20 protein-coding genes are annotated in these 15,956 nt (G+C 62.5%); 12 read left to right on the top strand and 8 right to left on the bottom strand.

All coding sequences use genetic code 11. The features are described from left to right. The first annotated feature begins 9 nt into the window (after nt 1–9). A complete protein-coding gene (locus AB8A27_RS02845) occupies nt 10–879 on the top strand; it encodes a serine hydrolase domain-containing protein (RefSeq protein ID WP_441240589.1) in 870 nt (289 codons plus the stop codon). A gap of 47 nt (nt 880–926) precedes the next feature. Here AB8A27_RS02845 and AB8A27_RS02840 read toward each other — a convergent pair whose 3' ends face one another. The 3 genes from AB8A27_RS02840 to AB8A27_RS02830 form a co-directional block, all read right to left on the bottom strand. Further along, the gene (locus AB8A27_RS02840) at nt 927–1,178 is read right to left on the bottom strand and encodes a YodC family protein (protein WP_315840549.1); all 252 of its coding nucleotides are present in this window, start codon (nt 1,176–1,178) and stop codon (nt 927–929) included. An 82-nt stretch (nt 1,179–1,260) separates the two neighbouring features. After that, entirely contained in the window at nt 1,261–1,986 is a 726-nt protein-coding gene (locus tag AB8A27_RS02835; RefSeq protein ID WP_441244812.1) for an aspartate/glutamate racemase family protein, read from the bottom strand. A gap of 210 nt (nt 1,987–2,196) precedes the next feature. After that, the gene (locus AB8A27_RS02830) at nt 2,197–2,445 is read right to left on the bottom strand and encodes a nuclear transport factor 2 family protein (protein WP_441240588.1); all 249 of its coding nucleotides are present in this window, start codon (nt 2,443–2,445) and stop codon (nt 2,197–2,199) included. Nucleotides 2,446–2,495: 50 nt separating this feature from the next. Between AB8A27_RS02830 and AB8A27_RS02825 the strand changes: the two genes are divergently transcribed. After that, nucleotides 2,496–2,975 (top strand): MarR family winged helix-turn-helix transcriptional regulator, encoded by a 480-nt coding sequence (locus AB8A27_RS02825; RefSeq protein WP_441240587.1) that lies wholly within the window; start codon nt 2,496–2,498, stop codon nt 2,973–2,975. A gap of 101 nt (nt 2,976–3,076) precedes the next feature. Further along, nucleotides 3,077–3,526, top strand: a complete 450-nt coding sequence (locus AB8A27_RS02820) for a PaaI family thioesterase (RefSeq protein WP_441240586.1) — start codon at nt 3,077–3,079, stop codon at nt 3,524–3,526. 77 nt (nt 3,527–3,603) lie between these two features. On the opposite strand, the gene AB8A27_RS02815 is transcribed toward AB8A27_RS02820, so the two are convergent. Both AB8A27_RS02815 and queE read right to left on the bottom strand, forming a co-directional pair. After that, nucleotides 3,604–3,969: a 6-pyruvoyl trahydropterin synthase family protein gene (locus AB8A27_RS02815; RefSeq protein WP_441240585.1), complete on the bottom strand. Its 366-nt coding sequence runs from the start codon at nt 3,967–3,969 to the stop codon at nt 3,604–3,606. A 32-nt stretch (nt 3,970–4,001) separates the two neighbouring features. Beyond that, a complete protein-coding gene (gene queE, locus AB8A27_RS02810; protein WP_441240584.1) occupies nt 4,002–4,634 on the bottom strand; it encodes a 7-carboxy-7-deazaguanine synthase in 633 nt (210 codons plus the stop codon). Nucleotides 4,635–4,826: 192 nt separating this feature from the next. Here queE and AB8A27_RS02805 point away from each other — a divergent pair, with 192 nt between their 5' ends. Then, nucleotides 4,827–5,369 carry a YkgJ family cysteine cluster protein gene (locus tag AB8A27_RS02805; protein WP_441240583.1) on the top strand — a complete coding sequence of 181 codons (543 nt, stop codon included), beginning with the start codon at nt 4,827–4,829 and terminating at the stop codon, nt 5,367–5,369. Here the strand turns inward: AB8A27_RS02805 and AB8A27_RS02800 are convergent, their stop codons facing one another. The 3 genes from AB8A27_RS02800 to AB8A27_RS02790 form a co-directional block, all read right to left on the bottom strand. After that, nucleotides 5,370–5,819 (bottom strand): tRNA (cytidine(34)-2'-O)-methyltransferase, encoded by a 450-nt coding sequence (locus AB8A27_RS02800; RefSeq protein WP_441240582.1) that lies wholly within the window; start codon nt 5,817–5,819, stop codon nt 5,370–5,372. Nucleotides 5,820–5,906: 87 nt separating this feature from the next. Continuing rightward, nucleotides 5,907–7,196 carry a siderophore utilization protein FsrB gene (gene fsrB, locus AB8A27_RS02795; RefSeq protein ID WP_441240581.1) on the bottom strand — a complete coding sequence of 430 codons (1,290 nt, stop codon included), beginning with the start codon at nt 7,194–7,196 and terminating at the stop codon, nt 5,907–5,909. Between the two features lie 115 nt (nt 7,197–7,311). Further along, nucleotides 7,312–7,518, bottom strand: a complete 207-nt coding sequence (locus tag AB8A27_RS02790; protein WP_441240580.1) for a hypothetical protein — start codon at nt 7,516–7,518, stop codon at nt 7,312–7,314. Between the two features lie 664 nt (nt 7,519–8,182). On the opposite strand from AB8A27_RS02790, the gene petA reads away from it, so the two are divergent. The 8 genes from petA to AB8A27_RS02750 all read left to right on the top strand — a co-directional run bounded on the left by petA (nt 8,183) and on the right by AB8A27_RS02750 (nt 15,943). Then, entirely contained in the window at nt 8,183–8,710 is a 528-nt protein-coding gene (gene petA, locus AB8A27_RS02785; RefSeq protein ID WP_441240579.1) for a ubiquinol-cytochrome c reductase iron-sulfur subunit, read from the top strand. A gap of 69 nt (nt 8,711–8,779) precedes the next feature. After that, entirely contained in the window at nt 8,780–10,846 is a 2,067-nt protein-coding gene (locus AB8A27_RS02780) for a cytochrome c1 (RefSeq protein ID WP_441240578.1), read from the top strand. A 199-nt stretch (nt 10,847–11,045) separates the two neighbouring features. Further along, entirely contained in the window at nt 11,046–11,945 is a 900-nt protein-coding gene (locus tag AB8A27_RS02775; protein WP_441240577.1) for a bile acid:sodium symporter family protein, read from the top strand. Further along, complete coding sequence (locus AB8A27_RS02770) at nt 11,942–12,910, top strand: SDR family oxidoreductase (RefSeq protein WP_441240576.1); 969 nt, start codon at nt 11,942–11,944, stop codon at nt 12,908–12,910. Before AB8A27_RS02775 ends, AB8A27_RS02770 begins: the two co-directional genes overlap by 4 nt. Next, the gene (locus AB8A27_RS02765; RefSeq protein ID WP_441240575.1) at nt 12,907–14,184 is read left to right on the top strand and encodes a flavin-containing monooxygenase; all 1,278 of its coding nucleotides are present in this window, start codon (nt 12,907–12,909) and stop codon (nt 14,182–14,184) included. Before AB8A27_RS02770 ends, AB8A27_RS02765 begins: the two co-directional genes overlap by 4 nt. 49 nt (nt 14,185–14,233) lie before the next feature. Beyond that, a complete protein-coding gene (locus AB8A27_RS02760) occupies nt 14,234–14,908 on the top strand; it encodes a dienelactone hydrolase family protein (RefSeq protein ID WP_092139652.1) in 675 nt (224 codons plus the stop codon). Between the two features lie 65 nt (nt 14,909–14,973). Continuing rightward, the gene (locus tag AB8A27_RS02755; protein WP_441240574.1) at nt 14,974–15,408 is read left to right on the top strand and encodes a GNAT family N-acetyltransferase; all 435 of its coding nucleotides are present in this window, start codon (nt 14,974–14,976) and stop codon (nt 15,406–15,408) included. Between the two features lie 55 nt (nt 15,409–15,463). Then, entirely contained in the window at nt 15,464–15,943 is a 480-nt protein-coding gene (locus AB8A27_RS02750) for a GNAT family N-acetyltransferase (RefSeq protein ID WP_441240573.1), read from the top strand. The last annotated feature ends 13 nt before the right edge of the window (nt 15,944–15,956 follow it).

The raw sequence follows: 15,956 nt of genomic DNA, 5'->3' as shown, positions 1-15,956 counted from the left end.
GACAGCGTCATGGAGCATGTCATTCGTCCCGGTTTTGCCGATGTCGGCGACGATGCGGATGCGGATGTCGTCGTGCCGTGGTGGAGTTTCACCAAGACGCTGATCGCTGCCACGGCGATGACCATGGTGCGTGATGATCAATTGGCGCTGGATGAGAGGCTGTCAGGCCAGAGCTTCACGCTACGCCAGTTGCTGCAGCATCGCGCAGGCTTGGCGGATTACGGTTCACTTCCCGCCTATCATGCGGCCGTCGCTGCCGGTGAAGACGCGTGGCCGGTGGACCGGCTGTTGCACTCGGTTTCTGCCCTGCATGCCAGGATCGAGCCGGGCCATTTCACCTATTCGAATGTCGGCTATTTGCTCGTCAGGCAGCATCTCGAACGCGTGAGCGGGCTGGCGCTCGACGCCTTGATGCGACGTCGGTTGTTCGAACCCTTCGATCTGACTGGACCGCGCATCGCTGGCCAGCGCGGCGATCTCGCGGATGTCCAGATGGGCGAAGCGCAATCCTACGATCCGCGCTGGGTCTATCACGGGCTGGCGGTCGGAACACTGCGAGATGCTGCAATGCTGTTGCATCGCTTGATGACGACGGACTTGTTGCCTGCGGGGCTACGCGACGAGATGTGCCACGGGATCGCGGTGGGCGATCCTGGTGCAGGACGTCCATGGCAACACGCGGCTTACGGCCTTGGCGTCATGGCTGGAACGACAACCGGTCATTTGCGCGTCGTCGGGCATACCGGCGGAGGTCCGGGCAGCGGCATTGCCGTCTATCATTGTCCCGAACACAGGCAAAGGACCGTCGCGGTCTTTGCGACCGGCGCCGCTTCTGGTGATATCGAGGCCGATGCGTTCGAACTTGCTCTGCAAGGCTAGGCGACAAGCTGCCGCCGGACATTCGCGCCCGGCGGCGGATGACCTGATCAGGCTACCTTGCTCTTGTGCTCTTCTTCGTCTTCGTCGTGTTCTTCAGTTTCGTCTTCTTCGCTCTCGTCTTCGTCGTCATGCGGGATGACGAGCGCGAGTTCGAGCACAGCACGCGGAAGGGTCTCGCGGAACAAATCACCTTCCTCGCCCAACCAGATGCATTCAATATCGTTGCCGTCAACGTCGGCCACGGTCAGAGGGCAACCGCCCGACTTCAGCATGACGACATCGCCTGATTTCAATTCCATGGTCGGCTCCCGAAATGTGTTTGACGCGCGCTGAGTCTAGCCGCGCGTCATGACAGGCCGAACACGGGGATGTTTCTGTCAGCTATTTTTGTTGAAGCAGTTTTGCGAGTTCCGCGCCAAGGCCGACATTCTCCAGTGCGGGCGGTGGGCTGGCATTGTCGAGGCCATTCGCCGCCGCGGCGATCACCGCGCGCGTGCCGGTTTCAACGGAACACAGGACAGGCACCGGGACGTCGGATTGGATGCGCGACGCGAGGCCAGCGAGCGCGGCGCCGCCGAGGATTACGACATCGGCACCATCTTCACTGGCGCAGGCGGTGCAAGCGTTTGCGAGCGCGGCCAGCGCGGCGTCGGGATTCCGCGCGATATCGCCGCCGGTCGGTGCGATGGTGCGTACCTTGGCGAGCTTGTCGGCCAAGCCAATACTCCCGACAAACTCCCGGAGCATCGGACCCCACAGCGCGCCGCCTGTCACAATGGCGAAACGGCCTCGTTTGGAAGCCTCGATGCATGACGCCTCCGCCATACCGACAACCGGGACATCAGCGATCTCGCGCAAAGCCATCAGACCGGGGTCGCCGAAACAGGCGAGATAGACGGCATCGCAGCGATCGCGATGGGCTGCGTAGGCATCGAGCGCTGCATGGCCTGCGATGGCTGCAGATGCGCGCGTCGAGATGTAACGCGCCCCGAACCGGCCGGTCGCTGGCACAAAGGTCGCGGTATCGCCGGCGACGGCTTCGACATGCCGTTTCACCAGCGTGGTGACGCTCTCGGTCGTGTTGGGATTGATCAGCAGGATGCGCACGGGATGGGCTCTCGATGAGGCCATCCACTATAGGCTTCAGTGGGCGAAATGCACGACGATCGTCCGCACCCAGGCGGGGCGCATGACGTGCCGTCTGCGGCCGTCCTAGCTGCCAGCGCCGTAATAGGCTTCGCTGCGGACGATCTGGTGATCGGCATCGAAATCCATCATTTCGCATGCCCGGGTTGGGCCACCGGGCAGCGGCGCGCTCTACCAGACCGTCAGGCGCTGTAGCTCACCATCCCAGGCGGTGCTTTCCAGCGTGAGGTGCGGCTCGGTCAGCCCGCCATAGGCCGCGTGCCAATAGGTGCGAATGGCCTCGCGTCCCTTTATGATGGATGATCCCGTGAATTTTGTCGCCAGCGGGCTGCGCATCTCGCCTTCAGGAGCAAAATGATCAACGATTGTATCGATTGCGGGCCGATTCCAGTCGGCAGCCCATTGCTGCGCGAATGCCATCGCGTTCTGCCGCGTCAACATGCGTCCCGTCTCCCTGTCGTGAGCCTTCGATGAGCCCATCTCCCAGAAAACCTAGCACTGCCACTCATCAAGTCAATCTTGTTGACCTTAAGAAGCTCGATCCGCTCGATGACGCGCTGGCGCTGATGTATTTCGGATGGCGCGGGATGACGCGCGCGGCTGATGAGTATCTGGCAACGGTCGGCCTGTCACGGGTTCACCATCGCATTCTCTATACCGTGCTGCGCGGAGACGACATCACCATGTCGGATCTGCTGGCGATCCTGCAGATTTCGAAACAGGCGCTGCATCGGCCAATGAAACAGTTGCTCGATGAGGGCTATGTGGCCGTCAAGCGCGATCCGGCGCGACATCGTTTCAAGATTCTCGAACTAACGCCCGCCGGCCGCACGGTCGAGCGCATCGCATCCGGTCATGAGCGCAAGATCATGGCGCGCGCCTTCAAGAAGGCGGGAGCAGGCAGTCAGGCCGCATGGTCGACGGTCATGACGGAGGCGGCGCGCAACTAGCGCCAGGTCCCATCTCTAAGGTCAACAGTATTGACTTGAATGGCGAGCTCTGCCATCCCGGTCCCATAACAGGGACGTTCATGGGATGGTGGAGGGCAAACATGGCAAATGAAACCGGCGACGCGAGCAGCGGCCTGGAGCTGGTGCAACGGGCCTTCGCCGCAGGCGGCTTTGCGCGTGGCATCGGCCGGACGCTCGGCATCAAGGGCGAGTCCGCAGAGCAGGGCAAGGTTGTGCTCCTCGGCTCGCCGAACGAGGATCACTACAATCCGCTCGGAACGGTACATGGCGGTTACGCAGCCACGATGCTGGATGGCGCCATCGCGCTGGCAGTTCAGACCTCGCTGCCTGCCGGCACCGGTTACGCGACGCTCGATCTCAAGGTGACCTATATCCGCGCCATGACGGCTGCCTCAGGGCCGATCCGCGCCGAGGGTCGTATCATTCATATGGGGCGCAGGATGGCTGCGACGGAAGGTACACTGACGGACAAGGATGGCAGGCTTTGTGCCCATGCCACTGCGACCTGCATGATCACAGGGAAAGACTAGAGCCCGATCCCGAAACTGGATACCGGTTTCCGCCGACAAACGAATTCGTTTGTCGAGAGATCATGCTCCGACAGACGCTAGCCCTTGGGCCCGAAATACACGCAGCTCTCGTTACAGCTGTCGCGGAAGACGCCGACCCGGACCACCGGCCCCTTGTCGGCGACGCGGTCCCAGATGAAGCGCGAGAGATTCTCCAGCGTCGGAATGCCGATCGCCTCGATCTTGTTGAGAAATTTGTGGTCGAGCGTCTTGCGCAGCTCGTCGAGCTGGCGATCGAGCAGGCCGAGATCCATGACCATCCCGGTTACGGGATCAGGGACGCCGCGAATGGTGATCTCGGCGCGGAAGGAGTGGCCGTGAATCTCCTGGCTCACTTCGCCCAGCGTGGTGTGAGACAGCGCATGCGCCGCCTCGAAGCGAAATGATTTCGTCAATTCCCACATCTGAAGTTCAAGTCCTTACCTGATGCCGGTTCTTATCGGATACCGAGTGTCTTGTGTGTCTGTACGCTCAGCCGCCATTGCGGGTGGCGCAGGCAGTAGTCTACCGCATCAGCGGTATTGCTGATGGCGTCCGGCCCGTCCATCGGCTGCAATGAGAAACGCTCGAAGGTGAGGCCTTCGAATTTCTCCGGCATCGCCTGTGGCTGCGGATAGACCAGTTTCAATTCGTGTCCGCTGTGCACCACGAGCTCCGCGCCGGCCTTCGGACTGACGCAGATCCAGTCGATGCCTTCGGGTGGCGCGACCGTGCCGTTGGTCTCGACGCCGATCTCGAAGCCGCGCGCATGCAGCGCGTCGATCAGTTCGGCATCCACCTGCAGCAGCGGCTCGCCGCCGGTCAGCACCACATAGCGGTTGCCGGACGGTCCCACCCATTGTGAGGCGATGGTGTCGGCGAGCTTGTCGGCGTCCGGGTAACGGCCGCCCAGTGTGCCGTCCATGCCGACGAAGTCGGTGTCGCAGAACCGGCAGGTGGCCTCGGCGCGGTCCTGTTCCCGGCCGGTCCAGAGATTGCAGCCCGAAAACCGGCAGAAGACGGACGCGCGGCCGGCATGGGCGCCTTCACCCTGCAGCGTCAGGAAAATCTCTTTGACCGCGTAACTCACTGCTCTAGCTCTCTAAAACCGGCATGCCCGATCCGGCTCGGGCGATATCTCGGTTCCATATGGGGTAAGCCGCGGCTCTTAGCACGGCTGGCCGGTGGATGTCCCGGTCGATCACCGACATGTCAATTGCGATGTCCGGCGGGGTCCGCCAAAGGTCGATGACATCACGTCAAATTGTCGCACCTGGATACCATGCAGCCGTCGCTCGTCACATCCGGCAGTTCTGCCGCCGCCACGCGGACGTGCGGCACCTGCACCATGTGCTGCAAGGTCTATCGCATCGATGACCTTGCCAAACCGGCGGGCAAATGGTGCCAGCACTGTGCCATCGGCACCGGCTGCAAGATTTATGATTCTCGCCCGCAACAATGCCGGGCCTTCGATTGCGTCTGGGTGCAGGACCATGAGATGGCCGAGGCTTGGAAGCCCGAGCATTCCAAGGTTGTGTTCTCGGTCTATCCGACCACGGGCTTTATCTATGGCCAGGTCGATCCGGGTGCGCCGTCTGCCTGGCAAAAGCAGCCGCTGCTGAACGGCCTGATCGCCTGGTCTGCAAAGCTTCTGGAAGAACGGAGGCATCTGCTGATCTTCGTCGGTAGCAATGCGACGCTGATCATGCCCACGGGGCCGGTGCCGATCGGTCCGATGTCGCCGGCGGACGGCTTCATCATTCGCGAGACGTTTACGGCAAAGGGTAAGGACTACATCGCGACGCGTGTGCCGAGCGGGCGGTAGTCAGCCGCGCACCTGCCGCAGGGCTTCGCCCAGCGCCATGGCCACCGTCATTGCCAGATTGATCGACCGCAAGCTCTCACGCATGGGAATGACAACGCGGCTCTCTGCGGCCGCCGCGACATCGCCCGGCACACCGGCGCTCTCGCGGCCGAACAGCAGGATCTCGTTATCGGTGTAGCGGTGTTCGAGATAGGGCTCCGCGCCCTTGGTGGTGAACAGCGCGAGGCGATGGCCGGCCTCGCGCCGCCAGTCCTCGAAATGACTCCAGGAATCGTGCCGGACGATGGAGACCTGATCGAGATAATCCATGCCGGCGCGGCGAAAGTGGCGGTCGGAAGTCGGAAAGCCCGCCGGTTCGATAATATGCGCCTCGACATCGAGGCAGGCGCAGAGCCGCAGGATCGTGCCGGTGTTCTGCGGAATGTCTGGCTGGTAGAGGGCGATGCGCACGATGGTTTGGTCTCCGGCCGCGTCGCAATCGACGTGGCCCATGTCAGGCGATAGCGCCTGACATGCAACCGGACAAGGCCGGCGGCTCTACTCCGCCGGCGCGAGCCGCGTATTCGCGCGTGCTTCCGTTGTCTCGCGTACCTTCACGCGCGCGCGGCGCTTGCGCCACCAGATCACCACGCCGGTGACGGAGAGTGCCGCCACGACCAGGCCCATCGCAGAAATCAGGATGCGGCCGGGCAGTCCGAGAATGCGACCCGAATGCATAGGGAACTGCATCTGCACGAAGATGTCGGCGGCGGTGCCGACCCAGGGCAGCTTGGCGCCGAGCGGTCGGCCGTCCTCGCTGTCGTAAAAAAGCGACGGCGGGCCGACGCCTGCGGCGCCGTGATCGTCGCCGGGCTCGAAGAAGAACACCTGATACACGCCGTGTGCCGGGCCGTAGAACAGCGAGCCGATCGGTGTGGTCCAGCCGCGCGCCTTGCCGTCGGCGGTAGCGCGCTCGAGAATCTGAGCCCAGGTCATCTTCGGCTCGATCGGATTATCGAGGTGACGATACTCGCGCTGCTCGTAGGGCGTCGGCGTGTAGTCCGAGATCTTCTTCATCAGCGGCGAGAAAACCTCGAAATAGAGGTTCAGCGAGAACGCGGTGAAGGCGATGATGAACAGCAAACCCCAGGTCCATAGGCTGAAGGCGCGGTGGATGTCGAAATTGATTCGGTAGGCGCTGCCCGAGGTCTTGATCATCCAGGCCGGCTTCCAGCGCGCCCAGAAACCCTTGCCGAGTTCGCGCGTGACGGCGGGAGCGGCTCCCGCCTTGACGCGCTTGCGCGATGGCAGTGTCAGATAGAAGCCGATGAAGCAATCGATGGTCCAGATGATGGCGATGACGCCAAGGATGCGCATGCCCCAGCGGTCGCTGCCCCAGAATTCCGGGATGTGCATCGTGTAGTGCAGCTTGTAGAGAAACGAGACAAAGTTCTCGCGCGTGACCGGCCACACCGCGCCCCAATAGCGCCGCCCGAGTTCTTCGCCGGTGTTGGGATCGAGGAAAATCTGATTGTAATCGAGCGTGTAACGCTTGCTTGTCGTGGGATCGATCCGCGGCAGAACAAAGAACGAGAGCGACTCATTCTTTTCCGGCGTCGTGTACATGTGGATCACGCGCGCACGCGGATCGCGCTGCTCGATCAGGCTCGCGAGTTCGATCGACGGTTTGGCAGGTCCCGCAGTGGTGACGTCCTTCAGCTTGCTGTTGAGGAGATCGTCAAGCTCGTGATCCCACGAGATAACCGCGCCGGTGACGCCCGAGAAGAACAGGAAGGCGGCGGTGAGGAGTCCAGCCCAGCGGTGCAGGCGCCCGAAGATCGATCTCATGGCGTTCCGCCCGTGTTGTTGTCGTCGCGTTTAACTAGCAAGTGTCGCCACCGCCGGTCGAGAGACCGGCGGTGGCGTATTGTCGCGATTTAGGGTGATTCTAATTCACCAGCGATTAGGTCAGCTTGGCGATGGCCTTGCGGCCTTCCGCATAGAAGCAGCTCGAATAGTTGTAGCAGGCTGCAACATAGCGTGCGTCGGCAAGGATCATAACGTTCAGGGCCATGCGCCAGTTGTTCTTGTCATAGGCGATCAGCGCATCGATCGCTGTCGACGCATTGACCTTGAAGGTTGGCATCGTCGCCGAAGGTCGAGCCGACATCGCGCACGCCGCCGCGGAGCGGATACGCCCTGCAGCGTGTAGTCGGTCCACAGCGCGAAGCGATTGAGCAGAACCGTCGTCGGCGCCCTGCCGACATTCACCGGGCCCTTGGTGACGACCGCATCGGACAGATCACCTCGGATTATTTGCCCCAACCCTGCATGCTCAGGCAGCTTCGGAAGCATTTTCGGCTTTCGTGGCCAATTTTAAGATTATAATCATGATTCTCCGCGCTCGGCCTCGGAGGGCAACATCGGGCGCATTGCCCGGCTCGCCGAATCGGCGTGCGCGCTGTGCGGCGATCGCTGACCGGAAACGGCCTTCAGGCTGGTTCCAAGCACGGCCCCCCAGAGCCCGATCTCATGTGCGATCAACGGCCTGCCGGCCGTTTCGGTGCGGCCTCGGCGCGCCGAATTATCCGCGGCGCGGAAAGGCGTTGATTCTGTGGTGCATCGCATCTTGCTTCGCCGATCGTAGGCTTGCACTGCCGCACCAAGGGTGCCAATAGAACGATTCTGGACTGCGTGTTCTGCCTGTTAGGCAAGGACTAGTAGACCTCTGCCGCCGTGGGGAGAATCGCGGGCGTCGGTTTTTTGCTTCAGGTCAACGCAAAGGCGTGACCGGGAGTGTCTAAGCCGGCTGCAGATAAGAAAGGGTTGGGATCGTGACGACAACGTCTTCGGCGGAACACACGCGCCGTGATTTCTTGTTCGTGGCCACAGGGGCAGTGGCTGCAGTGGGCGCCGCAGCCGCCGTTTGGCCGCTGATTTCTCAAATGAATCCAGATGCTTCGACCATCGCGGCAGGTGCGCCGATCGAGGTCGATCTGACCCCCATCGCCGAGGGGCAGGACATCAAGGTGTTCTGGCGCGGCAAGCCGATCTACATCATGAACCGGACCAAGAAGCAGATCGCAGAGGCGCGCGCCGTTCCGGTGTCGAGCCTGCCCGATCCGCAGACCGATCAGGCCCGCGTCAAGGAAGGCCACGACCAGTGGTTGGTCGTCATCGGCATCTGCACCCATCTGGGCTGCATCCCGATTGCTCACGAAGGCGCTTACGACGGCTTTTTCTGCCCCTGCCACGGCTCGGTCTACGACACTTCGGGCCGCATCCGTCAGGGTCCGGCGCCGCTCAACCTGCCGATCCCGCCTTACGCCTTCGTCTCTGACACCAAGATCAAGATCGGCTGAGCTGCGAGAATCCTTAAGGGCTTCTTCGATCTCGCGCCGATAGTGTTTTTCTCTTCTCAGGATCGCATCATGAGCGGACCATCGACCTACCAGCCGACCAATCCCGCTTTGCAGTGGATTGAAAAGCGTCTGCCAATTATCGGCCTCGTCCATTCTTCCTTCATTGCCTATCCGACACCGCGTAACCTGAATTACTGGTGGACGTTCGGCGGCATCCTCTCCTTCATGCTCGGCGTACAAATCGTCACCGGCGTGATCCTGGCGATGCACTACACGCCGCATGTGGACATGGCCTTCAATTCGGTCGAGAGCATCGTTCGCGACGTGAACTACGGCTGGCTGCTGCGCTACCTGCACTCCAACGGCGCATCGATGTTCTTCATCGCCGTCTATATCCACATGCTGCGCGGCCTGTATTACGGGTCGTACAAGGCGCCGCGCGAAGTCCTCTGGATCCTCGGCGTGATCATCTACCTGCTGATGATGGCGACCGGTTTCATGGGCTACGTGCTGCCGTGGGGCCAGATGAGCTTCTGGGGCGCCACCGTCATCACCAACCTGTTCTCGGCGATACCCTATGTGGGCGAGAGCATCGTGACCCTGCTGTGGGGCGGCTATTCGGTCGGCAATCCGACGCTGAACCGATTCTTCTCGCTGCATTACCTGCTGCCCTTCGTGATCGCCGGCGTTGTCGTGCTGCACGTCTGGGCGCTGCACGTCGCCGGTCAGAACAACCCGGCCGGCGTCGAGCCGAAGACCGAGAAGGACATGGTGCCGTTCACGCCGTACGCGACCATCAAGGATGGTTTCGGCATCGTCTGCTTCATGATCTTCTATGCCTGGTTCGTGTTCTACATTCCGAACTATCTCGGCGATCCCGATAACTACATCATGGCCAATCCGGGCGTGACGCCCGCGCATATCGTGCCGGAATGGTACTACCTGCCGTTCTACGCGATCCTGCGTTCGATCCCGAGCAAGCTCGGCGGCGTCATCGCGATGTTCTCGGCGATCATCGTGCTGGCCTTCCTGCCCTGGCTCGATACCGCCAAGACCCGGTCGTCGAAGTATCGTCCGTTGGCCAAGCAGTTCTTCTGGATGTTCGTCGTGGTGGCGGTCCTGCTCGGCTGGCTCGGCGGCAAGCCCGCGGAAGGCATCTATATCATTGCCGGCCGTGTGCTGACGTTCTGCTACTTCGCATACTTCCTGATCGTGCTGCCGATCCTCAGCCGTATCGAAACGCCGCGCGCAGTGCCGAACTCGATCGCCGATGACGTGCTAGCGAAATACGGCAAGAAGGCAGCCTCCGCCATCGTTGCACTGGTTCTCGCCGGTGGTTTGATGGCCGGCGGCACGCAGAACGCCAAGGCTGCCGACGAGCATGGTGGCCCGACGCCTCCGTCTCTGAACTGGTCGTTTGCTGGCCCTTTCGGCAAGTTTGACCGCGGTGCCCTGCAGCGCGGTTACAAGGTCTACAAGGAAGTCTGCTCGACCTGTCACTCGATGAGCCTGATCCACTTCCGCAACCTCGCGGATGAGGGCGGCCCAGGCTTCTCTGCGGCTCAGGCGCTGGCAGTGGCATCCGAGATCAAGGTGCAGGACGGTCCAAACGACGCCGGCGACATGTTCGAGCGTCCCGGTCGTCTCGCGGATCCATTCCCGAAGCCGTTCCCGAACGAGAACGCGGCGCGCGCAGCCAATGGCGGCGCCTATCCGCCGGATCTGTCGCTGATGGCCAAGGCCCGCAACTATGACCGCGGCTTCCCGCAGTTCGTGTTCGACTTCTTTACTCAGTTCCAGGAGAAGGGCCCGAACTATATCGACGCCCTGCTGCAGGGCTATGTCGATGCGCCGAAGGATTTCGCGCTGCCGCCGGGCGCCTACTACAACAAGTTCTTCCCCGGCCACGCCATCAAGATGCCGAAGCCCATCTCGGACGATCAGGTGACCTATGACGACGGCACCCCGCAGAAGGTCGAGAACTACGCCAAGGACGTCGCGACCTTCCTGATGTGGACCGCGGAACCGCATCTCGAGGCCCGCAAGCGTATTGGCTTGCAGGTGATGGTGTTCCTGATCATCTTCGCGTTCCTGATGTATTTCACGAAGAAGAAGGTCTGGGCGAACGCTCACTGAGAGTCGCAAACATTCTTTCAAAAGGGCCCCTGATGGGGCCCTTTTTCGTTTTCTGCCTGTGCGCGCCCGGACCATGGATTCCGGTGGAACCGTTGACTAAGCTTCGCGCAAAGGCGGGAGACGCGGGCTCGGTGAGCGTCACGGATATCCACGCTCATCGGGGGGATGGATGGCGGGCGCGGCGATTGACGATATTCTGTTGAACATCAGTCCGGGTGGCCAGATGGCGCTCGGGATCGTGCTGGCGCTGATCATGTATGGCGTCGCGCTCGATCTTCGCGTCGCCGATTTCGTCGACGTGTTCCGACGTCCGGCGGCGCCGCTCGCGGGGCTCGCCGCGCAACTCATCCTCCTGCCGGCGGTCACATGGGCGATCACCATGGTGTTGAAGCCGCAGCCCTCCATCGCGCTCGGCATGATGGTGGTGGCGGCTTGTCCCGGCGGCAACATCTCCAACCTCATCACACACATGGCGCGCGGCAACACCGCGCTGTCGGTGTCGATGACCGGCATCTCCAGCCTGCTTGCCTCCGTTACGACGCCGCTGAACATCCTGTTCTGGGCCGGGCTCAATCCGCAAACCGCCGCACTGCTGCGCCAGGTGAGCGTCGATCCCGTCTCGTTCATCGGATCGACAGTGCTGCTGCTCGGCGTGCCGATGGTCACGGGGCTGCTCACGGTGCGTCATCTGCCGGGGTTGGCCGACCGTCTGCGCCGGCCGCTGCAGATCCTGTCTTTCGTGTTCCTGATCGGATTTATTCTGGCCGCGACGGTCACCAACTGGCGCTACATCGCGGTATTCTCGACAGCGGTGCTGCCCTTCGTCGTGCTGCATAATGCGATCGCCGTCGCACTTGGCTGGGGCGTCGCGAAGATCCTTGGGCTCAGCGACTACGACACCCGCGCGCTCACCATTGAAGTCAGCATGCATAATTCCGGCCTGGGGCTGGCGCTGATTCTCACGCAGTTCGACGGGCTGGGCGGGGCTGCGCTGGTCGCTGCTGGCTGGGGAGTCTGGCATCTCGTCTCCGGCTGGGCGTTGGCGGCCTGGTGGAAACGGCGTGACCCGCATCCGGCACGCATTGAAGGTGCGGCATGAGCAACGCGATGGCGAATAGAGGCGTGCTGGTCACTGGCGCGGCAGGCTTCATCGGCAGCGCTTTGTTGCGCGCACTCGCGGCCGGCGGCGATGGGCCGGTGACAGCGCTCGATCTGCGCGAGGTGCCTCCACAACAGCGTCTCGACGGCATTGCTTATGAGCACGGCGACATTCGCGATCCCGCCTTGAAGGAGATCGTTGCCCGCGTGAGGCCGCACACCGTAGTTCATCTTGCCTCGGTCGTTGCCGTCGGCGGGGATGACAGACGCGATTACGAGATCGACGTGCTGGGGACGCGCAATGTGCTGGAAGCCTGCCTTGCAGCCGGCGTCGGCCACCTCATCGTGACCTCGAGTGGTGCGGCCTATGGCTATCACGCCGACAATCCCGTCCCGTTGCGCGAGGCCGATCCGCTGCGCGGCAACGAGGATTTCCCTTATGCGCGCAACAAGCGCGAGGTCGAGGAGATGCTGGCGCGCTGGCGCACCGATCATCCGCAGTTGCGGCAGACCGTGTTTCGCCCCTGCACAGTGTTGGGGCCAACCACCAACAACCAGATCACCGCTCTGTTCGAGCGTCCCGTCGTGACTGGCCTGAGCGGCACCGCGACGCCGTTCTCGCTGATCGCTGATTCCGACGTGGTCGCGGCGTTGGCGCAGGCCGTGCGCACCGGCAAGAGCGGCATCTATAATCTCGCCGGCGATGGCACACTCAGCCTACGCGAGATCGCCCGGCTAAACGGCAAGCCGTTCGTTCCGATTCCGCCCGCGGTGATGAAGGGCGCGCTGTGGCTGCTGCATGCGCTCGGCCTGACGAAGTTGACGCCGCAGAACGTGAAATTCATCCAGTATCGCCCGGTACTCGATAATACGCGCCTCAAATCCGAGTTCGGATATTCGCCTGCGCTTGATGCGCGCGCTGTGTTCGAACGCTATCGCGACGAGCGCCCGGAGCCGGTTTCATGACCTTCCTCGTCATTGGCGCAGGCCCCGCAGGTCTTGCGGCGATCCAGAGCCTCAAGGCTGTCGGCCATGCTGTCGAAGCCGTGGAGCAGAGCGCCGATGTCGGCGGTCAGTGGCTCTACGGCGCGGCACCCAGCGCGGTCTATGCCTCGACGCACCTCATCTCGTCAAAGCGCACCACGGCCTTTTCCGATTTCCCGATGCCCGAGGACTGGCCGGCCTATCCGGGCCATCGCCAGGTGCTGGATTATCTGCAGAGCTATGCCCGGCATTTCGATCTCTATCCGTTGATCCGCTTCAACACCGGCGTGCGCAGTCTGGCGCCGCAGGGAAGTGGATGGCGCGCCGTCTTCAGCGACGGTGCGGCAGCCGACTATGCCGGCGTCGTCATCGCCAATGGCCATCTCAGCGATCCCCTGATCCCGAAGACGTCAGGCAGCTTCGATGGTCCGGTGATGCATGCCAAGGATTACAAGACAGCCGACATCTTCGCGGGCAAGCGCGTGCTCGTGGTCGGGATGGGCAATACCGGGTGCGACATCGTCGTCGATGCGGTGCATCGGGCCGACAAGGTGTTGTGGAGCGTGCGCGGCGGCAATCATTTCGTGCCGAAATTTCTCGCCGGCAAGCCGGCGGATGAAGGCAATCACAAGCCGAAGCGCTTCATCATTCCGAAGAACCTGCGCTCAAGGCTGCACGAGCCGATCCTGCGCTTCATCGTCGGCGCGCCGGAGCGCTTCGGTCTGCCCAAGCCGCAGCACCGGCTCTATGACCGCACGCCGATTGTCAATTCGCTGGTGCTGCAGCATCTCGGCCAGGGCGATGTCGCCCTGCGCAAGCCGGTCCGCGAATTCAACGGCAAGTTGGTCGTGTTTGCCGATGGCCGTTGCGACGAGGTCGATCTGGTGCTGCTCGCGACCGGCTACCGGATCACGTTTCCGTTCTTGGGCGATCTCCGTGCACTCGATTGGCAGGACACAATCGGTGCGCCCAGGCTGTTCATGAACATGTTTCCGTCCGAGGATAACGGCCTGTATGTGGCCGGGCTGCTGGAAGGCGCGGGTGTGGGCTGGGAAGGACGTGCATTGCAGGCCCGCGTGATCGCGGCCTATCTCGCGGCCAGGGCTGAGCGACCGGACGCGGCGGTAGCATGGCGGCAGGAGATCGCCCGATGGTTCGCGCGACCGCCGCACAGCGACGGCGGCGAACACGGACTGTTTGTCGATTTTCTGACCTACAAGCGGGACCTGCAGCGCGCGCTGGCCCGGTTGAGTTGACACGTGAGGGGTCTATAAGTTGGCCCGAACCATTCCAGCGGAGGACATCATGGGAACATCGATCAGCTTCAAGCGGCCGGACGGCAAGGAAGCCAAGGGCTATCTCGCCAACGCCTCGACCGGCAACGCGCCGGGTGTGGTCGTGATCCAGGAATGGTGGGGCCTGCAGGAGCAGATCAAGGGCTTGGCCGACCGCCTCGCGCTGGCCGGCTTCGATGCGCTGGCGCCGGATCTCTATAACGGCGTGGTCGTGCCCTATCACGACACGGACGCGGCCGGTAAAGAAATGAATTCGCTCGATTTCATGGATGCTACGACGCAGACCGTGCGCGGCGCTGCACAGTACCTGTCGCGCAACGGCGCCAAGGTTGGTCTCACCGGTTTCTGCCTTGGCGGCGCTGTGACCATCATCGGTTCGTGCAAGATTCCCGAACTCAAGGCCGCCGTGGCGTTCTACGGCATTCCGCCGGAGCAGGCCGCGAAGCCCGCCGACGTGCAGGTGCCGCTGCAGGGCCATTTCGCCAATCGCGACGACTGGTGCACGCCTGCAGTGGTCGATGCCTTCGAGAACGGCCTGAAGGCTGCCGGCAAGTCCGCCGAATTCTTCCGCTATGATGCCGACCACGCTTTCGTCAACGAACAGCGCGTCAGCGTACATGACCGTGAAGCCGCCGAACTCGCCTGGGGCCGCGCCACGGCGTTCTTCAAGAAACATCTGGGCTGAGGCCTTTTGATCGGATGCTGATCCGCAGAGCGCGACCCGATGAGGCGGCCGAGATATGCGATGTCTTGCGCCGCTCCATCGCCGAGCTCTGCGGCGCCGATCATCATGACGATCCGGCGATCCTGCAGAGGTGGCTCGACAACAAGACGCCGGCGGAGGTCGGGAGCTGGATTGCCCATCCGGACAATTTCGTTCTCGTCGCGGTCGAGGAAGAAACAGTGCTCGTCGTCGGCATCGTCAGACGCGATGGCGAGATTACGTGCAACTACGTCTCGCCGGATGCCCGGTTCCGGGGCGTCAGCAAGGCGATGCTGGCACAGCTTGAGGCGACCGCACGGGACCATGGCAATGATGTCTGCCATCTGATCAGCACCGAGACAGCCCATCGTCTTTATCTGTCTGCCGGTTATGAAGACTGCGGAGTGCCGCAAGGAAAATTTGGCACGACGTCCTCCTATCCGATGCTGAAGCGGCTCACCGGTGAATCTCACACATCGTGACGCCTAGCCGTGCGGCGGCTTGATGCGACAGGCCTGACCCTGTAGGTCGAGGCCAATGACATCCGACTTCGCCATTTCCGATCTGCGCCAGCAGCCGGACTTCTTCGACACCGTCGCCGATCGTATCTGGCAGGCATGGTGGAAGCGTCATGGCGTGCCCGAGGCCTATATCGTCGAGCGGCTGCGCGAAAACATGCAGGGGACCGACCTGCCGATCGCGCTGGTGGCCCATCGTGGCTCAGACTTTCTCGGGACGGCGTCGCTGCTGGTGTCCGATCTCGACGAGCGCCCGCAATATACGCCCTGGGTGGCGGCGGTCTGGACCGAGCCCGATGCCCGCAAACAGGGCATCGCTCCGGCGCTCATCGAGCAGGCCTGTGCGGAGGCATTTTCCCGAGGACATGGCCGGGTCTATCTCTGTGCTGCCCCACCCCGTCGGGCCTGGTACGAGAGCATCGGCTGGACCCCGATCGAGGACGGTGTCGGGGCGCTCAAACTGACGGTATTCGTCCGACAGCGGCCGGAGGCCGTTTAGTCCCTTGACCTTC

Source organism: Tardiphaga sp. 768_D3_N2_1 (assembly GCF_052076105.1).
In the GTDB taxonomy this organism is placed as follows: Bacteria; Pseudomonadota; Alphaproteobacteria; order Rhizobiales; family Xanthobacteraceae; genus Tardiphaga.
This window is presented reverse-complemented; position numbering and strand designations above follow the sequence as displayed.